The organism is Evansella halocellulosilytica, assembly GCF_002335745.1.
In the GTDB taxonomy this organism is placed as follows: Bacteria; Bacillota; Bacilli; order Bacillales; family Salisediminibacteriaceae; genus Bacillus_CA; species Bacillus_CA halocellulosilytica.
Genome location: NZ_NIST01000001.1, coordinates 3677353 through 3693583, shown reverse-complemented (window position 1 = coordinate 3693583; position 16231 = coordinate 3677353). Strand labels below are relative to the sequence as shown.

Genomic DNA, 16231 nt, shown 5'->3' with positions numbered 1-16231 from the left:
GTCAATTAAAGGAGCGAGAGGACATGTCTAATAATTCGTTACATCAAATAAGTGTTAAGGAGTTAACTGAATTAAAATTAGTCGGAATTCGTGTCGTTTGTGAAGGAGAAAAGTACATTGAAGAAATTCCGAAAGCTGCAAAATTGCTTCAAAAAAGAACGAATGAAATACAGCATGTCTTGAACGGTGGGAATCAAATAGGTGCTTTTGTCGTGGAAGAATCTTCTCCTGAGGAGGACGGCTATTGGGTAGGAGTAGAAGTGAGTAAATATGAAGAAATCCCTGATGATATGGTTACATTAACGATTCCTGCTCAAAAGTACGCTTCAATCCTCCACACCGGTCCGAATGATAAAATAAAAGAAAGTTATGAACTTATGCATCGGTGGATTGCAGAAGAAGGGCTAAAGCGTGCAAACAACAGTTGGAACTTAGAAATTTATCAGAGGGGAAATAACCCTGATCATCCAGATGATGTGAGAGTACAATTGCTAGATTCAATCTATTAAGGTGTAAGTCTATGATAAATTGCTTATTTTTTCTCACAAAGCCTATTATATGAAAAGAAAGAATGGCTATGTTACGGTAGCCATTCTTTCTTTGTTTTAAAGTCTGTTAAATATAGTTAATTGATCTTTTTTCTTCTTTCAGCTATCTTTTTTTTCTATGAGGATGCAGAAGTGTAGGGGGAATGCACTTAGAGAAATGAAGGTTTATAATGAAAGTAATGGACAAATCGTTAAATGCAGCAGGGGGGGAGAAGACGATGAAAAAACAGATCAGGTTGTTACATAGCAACGATTATCCGTATTTTGAAGCGATGGATACGTTATTAGAAGATGATTACGTAGGACGTATCTTTCAACGACTGACAATCGGCAATCACCGATTGTACGGGCTATTCATCGACGATCAAATGGTTAGTATGGGTGGGTATTCAGTCTTTAATCGACATTATGCAATGTTAGGTCGATTACGGAGCGATCGCAAGTATAGAGGGAATGATTTTGCAACGGAATTAACCGCTCATATTATGAACGAAGCGTTTAATGTTAGTGAAATTCAATGGGTAGGTGCAAATACCCAGGAAGAGAACAAAGCTGCACGTCGTGTCATTGAAAAACTTGGCTTAACTCCACTTACGACATTATACGGTGCTGTGACAAAAGAGACATCAAGTCTAGAGTTTGGTGCGAAACGATGGAATCAGGTCAACTCTCTTGATCGAAAGAAGCGCTGGCTAGAACAAGTTTACATTGAATCGAAATCCATTTTTCCATACGAATGTTATTACTCTTTTCCAGCTTCTGATCCTTTATTTACAGAGGATGATATCAAAAAATGGTCTTTTTATGAAAATAGCGATCAAACGAGAGTTCTTATTACAAAGTACGACCAAAAGAAGCATCATTATTTACATGCTGTTTATCCATGGGACGACGTCATGTCACAAAAAGGACTATGGGAAACAATCTCAAACGATTACCGAAAGCTAAAAAGGCAAACAGAAGGTGACACCTACATATGGATTGATTTAACGAAGGAGGCTGTTCAGTCTTTACCGTCAGCACACACATTTGAATTGCCGTCACCTTGGGTTTTATACGGAGTAACCAAAGCGCAATCTGTAAAACTGAAAGTGTAATTACCAATTATCTCCATGTGCCAGGCATATGGAGATAATTGGTAATGACGTTTGTAACATGATTTGTGGAATTTTTGATAAATTATCCCTTTGTCACCCAAACGTATATTCGCTATAATGACTATGAGTAGGAGGGAAATAGATGTTTGGTAAGAAGACGATTAATCAGTTAATCGATGATTTAAAAAAAGACAGGCATATTGCCCATTGGCATGAGATAGACGAAGAACAAGCGAAAACAGCTTCATTTCCAGTGAATTTGGATGGACGAATTCAGAATGCGTTAATGAAGCGGGGGATTCACGAATTATATACACATCAAGCGTCAGCATTTGATGCGGTCATGAAGAAAGAACATGTTGTCGCTGTCACTCCGACGGCTTCAGGTAAGACCTTTTGTTATAATTTACCGGTTTTACAACGTCATATTGATAACAGGGAAAGCAGGGCTCTTTATATTTTTCCGACAAAGGCACTTGCTCAGGATCAAAAAAGTGAACTAAATGAAATGATAGACAACCTTGACGTTCATATTAATAGTTATACATATGACGGTGATACCCCAGCAAACATCCGCCAAGTAGTGAGAAAAGCAGGACATATTGTCATTACAAACCCAGATATGCTTCATTCAGCCATTTTACCTCATCATACGAAATGGATTTCTTTGTTTGAAAACTTGGAGACAGTCGTCATTGATGAACTTCACACATACCGTGGCGTATTTGGTTCACATGTCGCCAATGTTATTCGCAGACTTAAGCGAATCTGTGCTTACTATGGCAGCAATCCGACATTTATTTGCACTTCAGCAACTATTGCGAATCCGGAAGAACTATGCAGTGAACTAATAGGTGAAAACGTACAGCTAATTAATAATAATGGAGCTCCTAAAGGGAAGAAGCATTTCGTCCTTTATAATCCACCTGTTGTTAACCAACAGTTAAATATCCGAAAAAGTGCAACAAAAGTAGTCAATGAAATCGCTTCGAGTTTTTTAAAAGAACGAATTCAAACAATCGTATTTGCGAGAAGCCGTGTGAGAGTTGAAATTATTTTAAGTCATTTACAAGAGCTCGTTAAAAACGAACTGAATAAAAAATCTATTAGAGGGTATCGCGGCGGTTATTTGCCAAATCAGCGAAGAGAAATTGAAAAAAGTCTTCGTAGCGGAGAAACTGTAGGTGTAGTTAGTACGAATGCACTTGAATTAGGCGTCGATATCGGGCAGCTTCAAGTTTGCGTTATGAGCGGATATCCAGGATCTGTTGCCTCTAGCTGGCAGCAAGCGGGAAGAGCGGGAAGAAGGCAAGATGAATCGATTGTGATCATGGTTGCGAACTCAACGTCAATTGACCAATATATTTTCCAGCATCCTGAGTTTTTCTTTGAAAGTTCTCCAGAAACAGCGAGAATTAATAAAGACAATTTAATCATTTTAGTTGACCACATTAAATGTGCTGCTTATGAATTGCCATTTAAGCAGGGAGAGACGTTTGACGGAACAGTGATCGAAAAAATTTTGGAATATTTAACAGAGGAAAGAGTCCTTCATGTACAAGGCAATCAATGGTTTTGGATGAATGATGCGTTTCCCGCTCATAATATTAGTCTTCGTTCTGCGGCACAGGAAAATGTCGTCATTATTGACCAGACAAAAATTGAAAAACATCGTGTCATCGGGGAAATGGATACGTTCAGCGCCATGACGTTACTTCATGATGAAGCGATCTATTTACATGAAGGTACACAGTATCAAGTAGAATACCTTGATTGGCATGAAAAAAAAGCGTTCGTTCGTGAAGTTGATGTCGAATACTTTACCGATGCCAATTTAGCTGTTCAGCTAAAAGTATTAGAGATTGATGAAGAGCGTGCAATCGGTACACAAAAGCTCCAATATGGAGATGTTATGGTGACAGCAATGGCAACGATTTTTAAAAAGATAAAGCTGGAGACCTTTGAAAACATTGGCTCTGGACCGATTCATCTACCTGAGCAAGAACTGCATTCAAACGGGATCGTATTAACGTTCCAAGAAGATACATTCGAACATTGGCATGAAAATAAAATCGAACAAGTGCTTATGGGGATGGCACATGTCTTTCAACACGTCGCTTGTGTAAAAGTGATGTGTGATAAAAATGATCTCCATGCTGTCCCCGAGGTAAAAGCGATTCACTCACAACAGCCAACGATCTTTTTATATGACAGATACCCCGGCGGAATCGGTTTAAGCAAAAGTGTTTACGAGCAAATGGAGCCGATTCTTTTTGACGCCCTTCAGTTTATTGGGTCATGCCCATGCGAATCCGGCTGTCCGACTTGTGTTGGTATAGGCGGTGCGAGTGGTGATATGAACGTTAAAACTGAGGTCAAAAAGTTAATCCAGTCAAGTATGGTGTCACATCAATAAAGAATATAAAAAGAAGCTGTGAAAAGGAAAAAAATTCCTTTATACACAGCTTTTTTTAATGAGTAAGATTGTGTGATCATTTCAAAAAGATATAAATATAAAACATTAAACGGTTAAACGTAACATTATTAATAAGCCTGTTCTTTAAATCTTTTTTGTGCGTTGTTTATATGTTCAGTAATAGATTTATGGCCGATTGCGTTGGAGAGGCCGAATTTCGTCATATTTCCATACAGAGTTTCATAGTTTCCTTGTGGAACGATATACGTTTCATGATATATTCCTACTGAATCGTTATTTCCGATCTTTTTATTGAAATTTTCCCACGCTTTTAAATGCTTTTGTCCCTTTGCATAAGATAGAAGATCTTCAGACGAACGCCAATACTGCACCAATAACGTCGTTCTTAGTCCAAAAAAGGACTCCATTGATAAACAACCTAATTCTTTGTTGGCTGATAACTCTTTCATCATCGGTGGCATCGCAGTAAACACTGGCCACCACTTGTGAACAGCGGTAAATTTATTAATCCGCATCCCGATAATAAATACAACAACCTCGCCATTTTGGCCAGCCGTGTACCTTCCTGGAAAAATTTCTTTTTTACTCATCTTTCTCCTCCTCATTTGATTTAATTTGACGAATTGTCCGTTCACACCATTCCATTGCTGCTGTTGTTGTATGTTTACCGTAATCGAGCGTCATGAGCCAATATGTTGCATCTTCAGCTGACTGGTGATGAATTTGAATCATTTCCTCAATCGATTGATAGGTGTGGAGACGCTCTCGGAGTTTCTTAAAATAATCATTTAAAAGCGTCAATGTTGAGTCTTGATCTTGGTGTCTGCTAAAGAACAATTTTAAAAGAAGTTCATTTTTTTCAACTGGAAGGTTGTTAAGAGGGGTTTGCAACCACTTTTGTAACGCAACCTCACCTTTTTTTGTAATGAGATATTCTTTTCTATCAGGTTTTCCATCTTGAGTTTTTGTAGAAACTGTGACGAGCTCATTATCTGTTAGCGTCTTTAATGTCGGATAAATTTGCCCGTAGCTAATTTTCCAGAAGTGATTTAGGCTGTTGTCAATCATTTGTTTTATTTCATAACCAGTGTTACATCCAGTAGTAAGAAGTCCGAGTATCGCAAATATCGTATCGTTCCATTTCATAGTCATTTTCAACACCTTATATCAATTAGATATATATCTTTTAGATATATTATACTGAATGTTTTTATATTTGCAAGTGAAATGAAAAATAGCTAAGAAAAGAATATTCAATGAATGAAGTTCATACGATAGCTTTGATAAAAAATATTTAAAATATACACGTCCCAAGGAATGTAACGATTGTCCTCGAGCAGAAGATTCATTATGCCAAAAGGTCTTCAAGATAAAAATAAAATCTGATTTACTGCGCTATAGTGTACCAGCACGTGGTTCCATCGCCTGGAAAGAGCGATTCAAGGAACGTAGTTCCGTTGAAAGAGTCATTAGATACCTCAGTTGAACAATGTAAGATATCGAACAGGAATAAGAGCCAAAGTCCATTTTGTTTTAGTTACCATGGTATACAATGGCATGAAATTAGCTAGCATGAGACTTGCTCAAAAACACTCTTCATCGAGTTTAGATACAGCTTAAATTTTGATAATCAATGTTGGTTATAGCGTTGATTGTAGCGACAGTAGCGAGACTCCTGCGGGAAAAGCAACAGCTTTCTCTTGTGCGACGAGTAACCGCAGGAGCAGAAGACCCCACAGGGACGAGGAGGCTGAAGCGTTGCCCTCGGAAAGCGAGCATCCGGAAGCGAAAATCAACACCAAAGTTAATAGATCAAATTTTTAAAAGGTATAACTTTATTCTGAGAATGTTTGCTCTTTTTAAAAGTGAATTATGAAATTGATTCAATACGAAAAGGCCGATTCGTTTAGCTGCTTCTGAAAGCAACTTTTCAAATCAGCCTAGTTGTTATTCTTCTACACCCGTCTCAGTAATGACAACATCAAGATGTACGTTGATCGGGACATCAGGATATTGTTCTTCCCATTCTTCAACATCAAAGCTAGGGTCTTTTGCTTTGACCTTTGCACCAAAGCCAACTGGGTCGATGTTCTTTTCTTGTAAAACAGCAATGAGTGAACTCATTTCGTTAGAAATCGTCTTTGTTAATGAGTTTTTAATTTCTTCTATTTTTTCTTCATCAAGGGTGGGGCCTGAATATTCATTAATCTTCCCTCTTAATTTGATAGTCACGTCAATCGTTGGTAATGATTGAGATAAGTCGATTTTATAGTGACTTTCTGATCGAATATTTCGAATCACTGCATACTCATCTTGTTCTTCGTCTATTGTCAGTTCATATGTTCCTTCTCTTGCTGGTTCTATGAGTAATTTAACGAGAAAGGATTCACGCAAGCTTATTTTATGGACAGCTCTATCGTCTTGAAAAAGCGTTAAACCTGATACGGTCATCTGTTCATCCTGCAGCTGAATATTAGGTAAAAAGGGGTCTTGTCCTTCACCGAAAAAATTCGAAATAAATACGAAAAAATTAGCTTCTGGAATCGATTGCCGGTCAATGTTTTGCTCAATTAATTCTTCCAAGTAAGTGGCAGTATCGTCTTCAATGTTATACTCCTTAGATAATAAATCCTTTGCTGTTCCGTGATCCACGGTCGTAAAGTAAATCCGCAAACCTAAGGTAGGATCGCGAAGAAAAGTATCAATGATTGACATTAACCCTCTTTCTGCTAATTCGTAATCAAACAATACCGATTTTACTTTCCCTCCAAAAAGTGGCTTTGATGATTTTGCTTCTAAAAGTGTACGTATATCTCTTGACGTTTTAGCAGTTGCTGATAATGTAACGCTTTCAACTTCCTCTTCTGTTTTATATATTGGTATTGAAAACGTTCCTTCAATTAAGTCATCTTCTTTTAAATCATACCCTATAGCAAACATTAATTGCTGCTCATCCAAAATACGCTGTTCAATGCAGCCGGTTTGTAATAATAGCAAAATGATCAAGATCCATTTTTTACATAGATGTTTGTTGATCTTCATTGGATCGGTTCCTCCATTTATGAATCATGGCTGTCACGATGAATAGGGTAGGAAGATATACGTAAATAATGTAAAATCCAGTTGTTGCTACATGGTCATTTAACATATCAACTTTTTGTCTCGTATCTAATGGGATGAGTAATAGGATAAGTAAGACAGCTAGAAAAATGAGAGCAGTTTTATGTGTAACTTGAAAGGTTTGTTTCATCGTTCGACTTGCAGCCCATAAAAATAACGTAATATTAGGTAGAACGACAATTAACCAAAAAGAAATTCCAATGTATTCAAAACGTTCAATAAAAGGAAGCTCTAATATTTTCCACATGCTTAATGTCGGATAAATAACCCTTTCGAGGTGGTTTTCTGTATAAAATAAAAATGTCACAATCGTGATTAGTAAGTAAATAGCTGTTGTAAATAAATTTCCGAATTGTGCCCACTTTTGTGATTTCACTCCATTCTGAATGAATGGGTAATAAATGAGCAAAGCTTCTACCCCTACATAGCTAAGTGTCATTGTTCTAATTGCTGTTAATTGGTCACCTATATTCGTATGAAAAAGAGGCAATAAATTGTCAACTTCGGCAAATTCCAATGGTGCGACGATCGTTGTTAATAGAATCAATGGGACGATAACACCTAAATATGCAAGCCCTGTCACGACTCGAAAACCGTACCAAATACAATATAATGAAATTAAAACAATTGGAATTCCGAGTTCAACCGTAAACAATCGAGGGAACATCCATATTTGGATTACTTCTATATATGTTCTTAATACAGTAAGAGCGGCAGTAAAGAAGTATAAAGTGAATAAAAAACTCATAATACCACCAAGCGTTTTTCCGAAATAAAACCGGTGTATTTTTGTTAAGTCATTGAGTTTATCACTTCGATTTAAAAGTTTGTACATCATCCAAATCACGATATGAATGAGCGCGCCGGTAATTAGGACACTGATCCAAGCGCGATATCCGGCATCTTGGGCAATGTAACGAGGGAACCCTAACACTCCTACTCCGACTTGAGTAGAGCAAATGAGAAAAAAGACTAGAAAAGGAGACACATGGCTCATTGATTTCTGTTGTTCCATCTTTGACTCCTCCTTTACGTGTTAATTAATGTTTTCATCAATATCATTTTTCTTTTTTCCCTCAACTGTGGGAAACCTAGTATCGTCTTTCGTTTGTGTGAATGTTGGACGTTCCCGTTGGAAACTAAAAGGAAGTCTTATAAAAGAGTCACGTAAATCTTTCCAGTTAGGTGGATAGATCGGCTCTAAATATGGCCGCCCTAACGATTTTAAATTAACGAGGTGAACTAGGTTAAATGTCATTAACATAACGACCCCAACTAGTCCCCAAATTTGAGCAATAATTAAATATGGAAAACGGATAAGGCGAATCGTATTACCGATTCGATAAATCGGTGTTGTAAACGAAGCAAGAGCCGCTAGTGCGACGATAATTAATAACACATTGCTCGTGAGTCCCGCTTCAACAGCAGCCGTCCCGATCACAATACCGCCTACGATACCGATCGTTTGACCGACTTTTGTAGGCAGTCTTGCACCAGCCTCACGTAAAAGTTCGATCGTCAGTTCTAGAAATAACGCTTCAATAATTGGAGGAAACGGAATTTGTTCTCTCGATAAAATTAATGTAGCCATTAAGTCTTTCGGAATGAGTTCAACATGATACGTTAGTACGGCAACATAAACGGGTGTAGCAAAAACCGAGAAAAGGACAGCAAACAAACGAATGAGCCGAAAAGCAGAAGCCATATGCCAAGCGATGTAATAATCTTCAAACGCTGAAAAGAATTCGATCAGTGTCGTAGGTGCAGTGATCGCAGATGGAGACCCATCTACTAATACTACAATTTTGCCTTCAGATAGCACACCGGCAACCCGGTCAGGTCGTTCTGTATCCATCGTTTGTGGAAATGGACTGTTACTATCATCTTCAATAAATTGTGCTAAATAAGAGCTATCTTCGATTTCGTCATAATCAATGTCTTGAATGCGCTGGAGCATCGTTTGAACATTTTCATCATTGGCAATTGATTTTAAGTACATAATCGCTACATCTGTTTGCGATCGATACCCGACCTTAATTTTTTTTACTATAAAATCAGCGGAAGGCACACGTTTCCGGACAAGATTTAAGTTCACTTCTAAATTTTCAACGAACGACTCTTTAGGGCCGATAACACTATACTCAACTTCAGGAATACTAATTTCACGTTTTTCGTTGACGGTTAAAATGACTAGCAGACCGTACGGATCGTGCTCACCTAATTGAATGAGCACTTTGCCCCCCATTAACCCATCTTCAAGCTCTTCTGGTGTCGCGACAATTTTCATTTCATCAAACGGAAGATATTCGTATACGTCGTGTAATGTTTCATACTTTCTTTCTTTTAAAATCTCAATGACTTTCTCTTGCAAAAGTGTATCTTCTATTAACGTTTCAAAATATTTAAGATAAAAAGGTTGATACGGACTTTTAATTTCTTCTTGAGTAAAGTCATCAGATTCATTACATGCTTTTATAACGTCTTCCCAAGTTTTATGTTGTTCTTGTTTACTATTCTTAGACAACAAAATATGCTCCTTTATACGAAGTAAACTACTGCTTTATGTTAGTATGTAAAAAAAGAGACATTTTCTATTCATAGAGTATAAAAATTGATAAGAAGTATGGTGATCGAATGAGCTTAAAAGCGAAATTAAATAGAATGAAATCTCATTTACAGTCGGATGAATCGACAGCGAATATAAGTAGAAATCACAAGGACAATGTAAAATCACCGGAATCAGGATTAGAACCGTTAATGAAAAAGTGGAAAGAAGTAGGATTTTCCCCTGTACAATTCGAAGAGGAAGTATCTTATCTTCGAAAAACCGTTTATTCAAATAAACATATTTATCAAGAGTTAAGAGACATCCAACAGTTATGGGAACGGTTCGATATCGATCATCCTCTTTCCTCGAACGGACTACCGATAGAGAGAATGTTATTTTTTGATACTGAGACGACTGGTTTATCAACAGGAGCTGGAAATACAATCTTTTTGATCGGTTACGCTAAAGTATTGAAAGACGGCATTGAAGTGACCCAACACATCTTACCTGATCCGGCTTCAGAAGCTGCTTTTATGTATTCTTTTTTACAGGATTTCAGAGAGGATGACTTTTTAGTCAGTTATAATGGGAAATCTTTTGATTGGCCGCAAGTGAAGTCAAGACATGCATTTGTTCGAGATCGAGTACCGAAGCTTCCTAAATTCGGTCACATTGACTTACTTCATGCAGCGAGAAGGTTGTGGAAAAAGGAGTTGCCTTCTTGTCGGTTAGCTGTCGTTGAGGAAGAGAAATTACGAGTTCCGAGATCGAATGATACACCTGGTAGTATGGCACCGCTACTTTACTTTGATTATTTACAAGATCGTAACCCGGAACAGTTAACTGGAATTATAAACCATAACGATCAAGACGTTCGCTCGCTCGTTCATTTATATATTGATTTGTGCAAAAGGTTGTTCCAAATTCATGACGAGCCTCTGTCCAGTAATGAATTATTTGAATCTGGCAAGTGGTTTGAACAAGTGAATGCAACCGAATATGCTATGAAATGTTACTTAGTTGCTGCGGATAAAAGAGGTACTGGGCAAGCTTCTGCATTGTACAGATTAGGTTTGCTAGAGAAGAAAAATAAAAATATAGAAGCAGCAGAACGGTACTTTTTACGATGTCTTTCTCTTCATTCAGAAAGTATGATTGACGGTTATATCGAACTTGCAAAGATCGCAGAGCATCACGAGAAAAACATTGAAAAAGCGTATCAATATGCGAAACAAGCATTAACGGAAGTTAATCGTGTCGATCAAATCATCTTATCAAAAGGGAAAATAAGAGGAATTGAAAAAAGACTGACTCGGTTAAGCGAGAAAATAGGCAACGGGTAAAGGAGGAAAATGAGGTGGACAATCATCAAGATTATGAGCAACTTATTAGAGCAACATACCCGTTTGACTTATTGACAAACGATCAATTTCAGCAAATTTTTACACAATCAAAGCGAATGACATTTCAAGAAAATGAATTTGTTTTTCATGAAGATGATGAAGAAGTCGAAGTGTACTTTTTATTAAGCGGTCTTGCAAAAAACATTTTACACAAGGATGATGGACAGCAAATTTCCGTTCGCTTTTACTACCCCGGAGACTTGATTGGAATGTTGATTTTATTAGCTGGTGGTCAGATGAACTTTTCGGTCCAAGCTCTTGAAACGTGTGAAACCGTACGATTTAAAAAGAGTGCTTTCTTAAAAGTAATGACAGAAAATAAAATGTTCTCAGATGTGATCCTCTCAGGAATCGGCAGCCGAATGAAATCGCTGTACGACGAAATCAAAAAAGAGAGGGCTGTTTCAGATGCAGAAAATATTGCATTGTTCAGAACGCGAGTGAGAATGATGATGGAAAAAGCAAGAACGATCACAAAAAAGACAACGTTAAACGAAGCAGCTAAGGTCTTATTACAATGGAATACATCAGGTTTAGTGGTCGTCCATCAAAATCAGGAACTTTGTGGCGTGTTAACACAACAGCAAGTGATCCGTGGATTAATGTTAGGAAATGGTGAGGAGTCCGTATTAAAATGGATGGATGAAGACCCTGTTTATACGCAAGAAGATGCATTTAGTTATGAAGTATTAACCTTTTTTAAAGATGACCACATTGACCTTGTCCCCGTGCTAAAACAACAAGTCGTTGTTGGAGTGTTAACTGCCGAAGCATTTTTACAATTACAGGATTCAAAATATATAAACCTCTCTTACAGACTTCAACATGCAAAGCAGCTAAATGAATTGGCAGCATTGTCACCTACAAATAATGAGGATTTTTATACATTTGCGGAAGCTCTTCTCGAGGAACGAACACACCCTTCAGAAGTTTGTGAATTAATATCAAATTATAATGATACGTTGCATCGGAAAGTTATTAAATTTGCGATAGATGAAATGAAAAGAGAAGGACACGGGCAACCGCCAATTAACTATTGTTTTATCGTAATGGGAAGTCAGGGGCGAAAAGAACAAGCATTTAGTACAGATCAAGATAATGGTTTTATACTTGATAATTATGAGCATTTGCCGAATAAGCGAGCAATAGAGACCTACTTTCAACGCTTCGCTGAAAAGATTAATGATGGATTAGTAAGAGTAGGTTTTCCCGAGTGTACTGGGGGAATTATGGCAAAAGAAAAAAAGTGGATGCGTAGTTTAAATCAATGGGTCCAAGAAGTGAATCGCTGGGTAAAGGAGACAGATGCTGAAGAAGTTAGAGACTTTACGATTTTTATTGATTATCGTCCGTTATTTGGTGATTTTCACCTAGCAGAACAGTTAAGGGAACGTACAATAAACACGATTCAAAAAGGTAAAATATTACATGCACTTCTGATGAAAGATACAATTCGTTTCCGTGTTCCGATTACTCCGCTTGGAACAATATCGACAAAAGGGAAAGAACGAGTCATTGATATTAAAAAACAAGCGATGATGCAAATCGTAAATGGGGTCAGGATCTTCTCGATCAAATATGGGATCGTAGCTGTCAGCACATTACAAAGGCTGAAACAACTTCAAGAAAAAGAGATATTCCATCCAAGAGATGTTAAAAATGTAAAGTTAGCGTTAGATTACTTACATTACTTCCGAATGAAAGAACATATATCGCAATTAAGACGGCAAATTCCTTTAACGAATCAAGTTCCAACAGTACGAATGACGAAAGAAGAAAAGAAGCAGTTAAAAGAAGCATTACTGGTTGCAAAGCGACTTCAGCAAATGAGTGAGTTAAGCTTTGCTAAGAATCGGGGGATCTAATAAATGGAAGTATCAGCATTACGGATCATGAAGTATCTTCTTTTCGATTTCTACCGATTTGAATACGATAAACGAAAGTGGTTGAAAGAAAATAAAGCTTTTTATGGTGAAATAGTAAAGGAAATCCAGAAAATGCCCCAAAGTGACATTGATTGTACGACATCTTTAGAGGATATGACGTATACGGTCTTTGATTTAGAGACAACAGGGTTATATTCAACATTAGGTGATGAAGTTGTGTCGTTAGGAGCTGTCAAAATAAATATGAATGATATACAATTTCCTGAGCAATTTTATGAGATCATTTCCCCCATTAAACGTGTTCCTAAAGAGATATTAATGCTAACGGGTTTATCTAGAGAGGAAATTAATCATTCAGGCCAACCATTTCCGTACAGCTTTAAAAAATTTCTGGAGTTTTCTTATGAGACCGTCGTCGTTGCTCACCCGTCAAGCTTTGACGTGAATTTCTTAAAAGAGCTTTGCAAGAAGTGGGAACTACCTGATTACCGTCCACAGTCGATTGACTCTTACGAGGTTGCAAACTTTTTATATCCAGGAGAGCGGAATCAAATAGATGATTTAATAAAGAGGTTTGATATCGATAAGAGGGAGCGCCACCATGCATTAAATGATGCATACATGACTGCGGAAGTGTTTGAAAAACTCATTACAAAATTAAAAGAAAGAAATATTCATACGTTAGAGGATTGGTTAACTGTAAGAAAAAGACGCAAAGACTAAGTCCTTGCGTCATACCTTTTATTGCTCTGGTCTTGGTCCAGCATCCATACCGGAAGAGGAAACCGTTCTTTCCGGTTTAACTGTTACGTCATCATTCACATACACTTGACAAGATAATCGACAAGAATCATCTAACCCTTTTTTCTCAAAAATGGAGCTTTCTACTTCAGTAAGTGGACCAAAATCACCTTCAACGACTTCCACTCTGCAAGTTGTACATTTGGCTTTGCCTCCACAACGATGAAGAATATCGACTCCATTGTCTTCAAGAGCTAGGACGAGCTTCGTTCCTTTTTCAACTTCAAACGGGTCTTTTCCAGGAACTTTTACTTTTGGCATTGATCATCACTCTCCAAATTAGAATTTATGTATGATTCTAGGTGAAACCTTTTATAAGAGTATAACGTATATTTCCTAACATAATCGAGTATAAACCTTTATTTATTTCCCAGGTAAGCGCATAAATCGCATGTTTTCGAGCTTTTGGAGTCGAAAGCCATGTAAAATATAGCACAACGATATCGAATATGACGAATCATGGCGAAAAAGGAAATAAAACCTTCTTGCAATATTTCCTAGATCTTTTAAAATATTATCGATGGATAAATAAAGGAGAGAAGGTCATGGCTAAAATCGTTATGCTCATGTTTTTTGTTGTGATTGGCATGACAATACTGTTGTTTCAATAATTTCAATGTGAAATTAGGTTTTCTCACTAGTACATGTTTAGGGAAATGAACATAGGTTGATATTGAATCAAATAATAAAGGAGGAAACCTTATGAATTGTCACCACCCTAGACGACGTCATGTACAACAGATGCCGCCAAAATATTGCCCAACACAACACAGTGTAACTGAACAAGATTGTGATTATATTGTCCCAGTTGTTCACCCAAGTCATACAACGAATGTGGTTAACCATAACTATAAATACTTCCACTCGTATCCTCATACTGAATCTACTGTAAATCGTATAACATCTCAGCAGTTCGCTGCTGGCCCGAGACCACAAGTAGCAGGGATTGCTACACCGAGGCCACCTGTAGCAGGTTATGGACCAGGACCACAAGTAGCCGGGTATGGGCCTGGACCAGGGCATCAAGTTGCAGGGGCTGCTACACCGGGACCAGGGCATCAAGTTGCAGGGTATGGACCTAATGTAGGACCACAAGTAGGTGGATATGGCGGCCCGGGTTGCGGCCGATAGTAGCCAAAAATGAAATGTGAACGGACCAGATTTCTGGTCCGTTTTAACGAGATAGGATAGAAGGGTTATCATAACTTAAACAGGTGTTTAAAAGGAAAGGAGCACATATGTACTCAGTTCTAGCAGTTACGGGTTATAAACCGCACGAATTAGGCATATTTAATGAAAAACATGATCATCTCCCTTTTTTAAAACGGGCAATAAAGAAAAAACTCAAACAATTGAAAGAAGAATATGATATTGAATGGATCATTACGAGCGGTCAGCCTGGTGTTGAACTATGGGCTGCTGAAGCAGCTCTAGAGTTAAAACAGGAGCTATATAATGATATGAAAGTTGCGACATTAGCACCGTTTTTTGAGCAGGAAGAACGTTGGAACGGTCCAGTCAAAGATTTATATTTAAACATATGGCAACGAAGTGATTATAAAGATTACATAACGAAGCGGAAATATGACAATCCGGCACAATTAAAGATGAAAAACCAGTTTATTATCGATAAAAGTGATGCAATATTAGTACTATATGACGAGTATACACAAGGCTCGCCTGAATACTATTTAACATATGCAAAGAAGAAAGAATCTGCAACAGGCTATCCGGTCATCTATTTAACTCCTGATGAGATTGAAGATACGATTAGAGAGGAAGCGGATGATCATAGTTGGAATTGACAAGACAAGCTCTTTCTGAAAGAATATAATCAATAATCAATTAGAGGAAGTTCAATAAAGGTAAAAAATCTTGTCGTTATTCATTGCTGGATTTCTTTCTCATTAAAAGAATGAATTAATAGGACTAATAGAGGTGAAAGCCGTTGGGACAAAAACGTATTTCTCGACTTACTCAAAAGGAAATATTAGAAAAAGATTTTAAGACTGGAATTCGTGGTTATAATCAAGATGAAGTGGATCAGTTTTTAGATACGATCATTAAAGACTATGATGCATTCGAAAATCGTATTGAATGGCTTGAAAAAGAAGTAGAGCGATTGAAAAAAGAAACGGCTACGTTAAGTGAGCATACTAAACGTCATCAGCCACAAACGCAGCCGCAGCCTCAATCACAAGCGGGGAACACAAACTATGATATACTGCGCCGATTATCGAATTTAGAAAAACATGTGTTCGGAAGTAAACTTTATGATTAATTGAGGTTGTTAACAAGACTATGCAACATAGGTGAAGAAACTTATCGCTAGTATGTTTACGTGTGCTCGTAAGGGGTTGCTCTATACAACTTTTTAAAAGGAGATGCAAG

15 protein-coding genes and 1 pseudogene are annotated in these 16231 nt (G+C 37.5%); 10 read left to right on the top strand and 6 right to left on the bottom strand.

Annotated elements, in window-relative coordinates:
- The first annotated feature begins 23 nt into the window (after positions 1-23).
- The 3 genes from CD001_RS17595 to CD001_RS17585 all read left to right on the top strand — a co-directional run bounded on the left by CD001_RS17595 (position 24) and on the right by CD001_RS17585 (position 4061).
- Entirely contained in the window at positions 24-509 is a 486-nt protein-coding gene (locus CD001_RS17595) for a GyrI-like domain-containing protein (protein WP_096190665.1), read from the top strand.
- A gap of 257 nt (positions 510-766) precedes the next feature.
- Positions 767-1645 carry a GNAT family N-acetyltransferase gene (locus CD001_RS17590; RefSeq protein ID WP_096190664.1) on the top strand — a complete coding sequence of 293 codons (879 nt, stop codon included), beginning with the start codon at positions 767-769 and terminating at the stop codon, positions 1643-1645.
- Between the two features lie 142 nt (positions 1646-1787).
- On the top strand, positions 1788-4061 hold the full coding sequence (locus CD001_RS17585) for a DEAD/DEAH box helicase (RefSeq protein WP_096188916.1): 2274 nt from the start codon (positions 1788-1790) through the stop codon (positions 4059-4061).
- 128 nt (positions 4062-4189) lie between these two features.
- On the opposite strand, the gene CD001_RS17580 is transcribed toward CD001_RS17585, so the two are convergent.
- Positions 4190-4672, bottom strand: a complete 483-nt coding sequence (locus CD001_RS17580; RefSeq protein ID WP_096188915.1) for a DUF4188 domain-containing protein — start codon at positions 4670-4672, stop codon at positions 4190-4192.
- On the bottom strand, positions 4665-5228 hold the full coding sequence (locus CD001_RS17575) for a PadR family transcriptional regulator (protein ID WP_096190663.1): 564 nt from the start codon (positions 5226-5228) through the stop codon (positions 4665-4667). Before CD001_RS17575 ends, CD001_RS17580 begins: the two co-directional genes overlap by 8 nt.
- Before the next feature lie 124 nt (positions 5229-5352).
- On the opposite strand from CD001_RS17575, the pseudogene CD001_RS17570 reads away from it, so the two are divergent.
- Positions 5353-5702, top strand: a pseudogene (locus CD001_RS17570) (IS5/IS1182 family transposase); the annotation flags it as partial.
- A gap of 327 nt (positions 5703-6029) precedes the next feature.
- On the opposite strand, the gene CD001_RS17565 reads toward CD001_RS17570, so the two are convergent.
- Genes CD001_RS17565 through CD001_RS17555 form a run of 3 tightly spaced genes read right to left on the bottom strand, consistent with a single transcriptional unit; the run spans position 6030 to position 9729 of the window.
- Positions 6030-7124, bottom strand: coding sequence for a Ger(x)C family spore germination protein (locus CD001_RS17565; protein ID WP_096188914.1), 1095 nt, complete (start codon positions 7122-7124; stop codon positions 6030-6032).
- Positions 7099-8217: a GerAB/ArcD/ProY family transporter gene (locus CD001_RS17560; protein ID WP_096188913.1), complete on the bottom strand. Its 1119-nt coding sequence runs from the start codon at positions 8215-8217 to the stop codon at positions 7099-7101. The genes CD001_RS17565 and CD001_RS17560 overlap by 26 nt, the downstream gene beginning before the upstream one ends.
- A 21-nt stretch (positions 8218-8238) precedes the next feature.
- On the bottom strand, positions 8239-9729 hold the full coding sequence (locus CD001_RS17555) for a spore germination protein (protein WP_407081112.1): 1491 nt from the start codon (positions 9727-9729) through the stop codon (positions 8239-8241).
- 107 nt (positions 9730-9836) lie between these two features.
- On the opposite strand from CD001_RS17555, the gene CD001_RS17550 reads away from it, so the two are divergent.
- From CD001_RS17550 to CD001_RS17540, 3 genes are read left to right on the top strand one after another with little or no spacing between them, the layout of a single operon-like run.
- The gene (locus tag CD001_RS17550; protein ID WP_096188911.1) at positions 9837-11093 is read left to right on the top strand and encodes a ribonuclease H-like domain-containing protein; all 1257 of its coding nucleotides are present in this window, start codon (positions 9837-9839) and stop codon (positions 11091-11093) included.
- Positions 11094-11107: 14 nt separating this feature from the next.
- Positions 11108-13018, top strand: a complete 1911-nt coding sequence (locus CD001_RS17545) for a DUF294 nucleotidyltransferase-like domain-containing protein (RefSeq protein WP_096188910.1) — start codon at positions 11108-11110, stop codon at positions 13016-13018.
- A gap of 3 nt (positions 13019-13021) precedes the next feature.
- Positions 13022-13762, top strand: a complete 741-nt coding sequence (locus tag CD001_RS17540; protein WP_096188909.1) for a 3'-5' exonuclease — start codon at positions 13022-13024, stop codon at positions 13760-13762.
- An 18-nt stretch (positions 13763-13780) separates the two neighbouring features.
- Here CD001_RS17540 and CD001_RS17535 read toward each other — a convergent pair whose 3' ends face one another.
- Positions 13781-14101 carry a 2Fe-2S iron-sulfur cluster-binding protein gene (locus CD001_RS17535; protein WP_096188908.1) on the bottom strand — a complete coding sequence of 107 codons (321 nt, stop codon included), beginning with the start codon at positions 14099-14101 and terminating at the stop codon, positions 13781-13783.
- Between the two features lie 441 nt (positions 14102-14542).
- Between CD001_RS17535 and CD001_RS17530 the strand changes: the two genes are divergently transcribed.
- The 3 genes from CD001_RS17530 to gpsB all read left to right on the top strand — a co-directional run bounded on the left by CD001_RS17530 (position 14543) and on the right by gpsB (position 16121).
- A complete protein-coding gene (locus CD001_RS17530; RefSeq protein ID WP_096188907.1) occupies positions 14543-14971 on the top strand; it encodes a CotD family spore coat protein in 429 nt (142 codons plus the stop codon).
- A 107-nt stretch (positions 14972-15078) separates the two neighbouring features.
- Positions 15079-15645, top strand: a complete 567-nt coding sequence (locus tag CD001_RS17525) for an SLOG family protein (RefSeq protein WP_096188906.1) — start codon at positions 15079-15081, stop codon at positions 15643-15645.
- A gap of 143 nt (positions 15646-15788) precedes the next feature.
- The gene (gene gpsB / locus CD001_RS17520) at positions 15789-16121 is read left to right on the top strand and encodes a cell division regulator GpsB (RefSeq protein WP_096188905.1); all 333 of its coding nucleotides are present in this window, start codon (positions 15789-15791) and stop codon (positions 16119-16121) included.
- Positions 16122-16231: the final 110 nt, after the last annotated feature.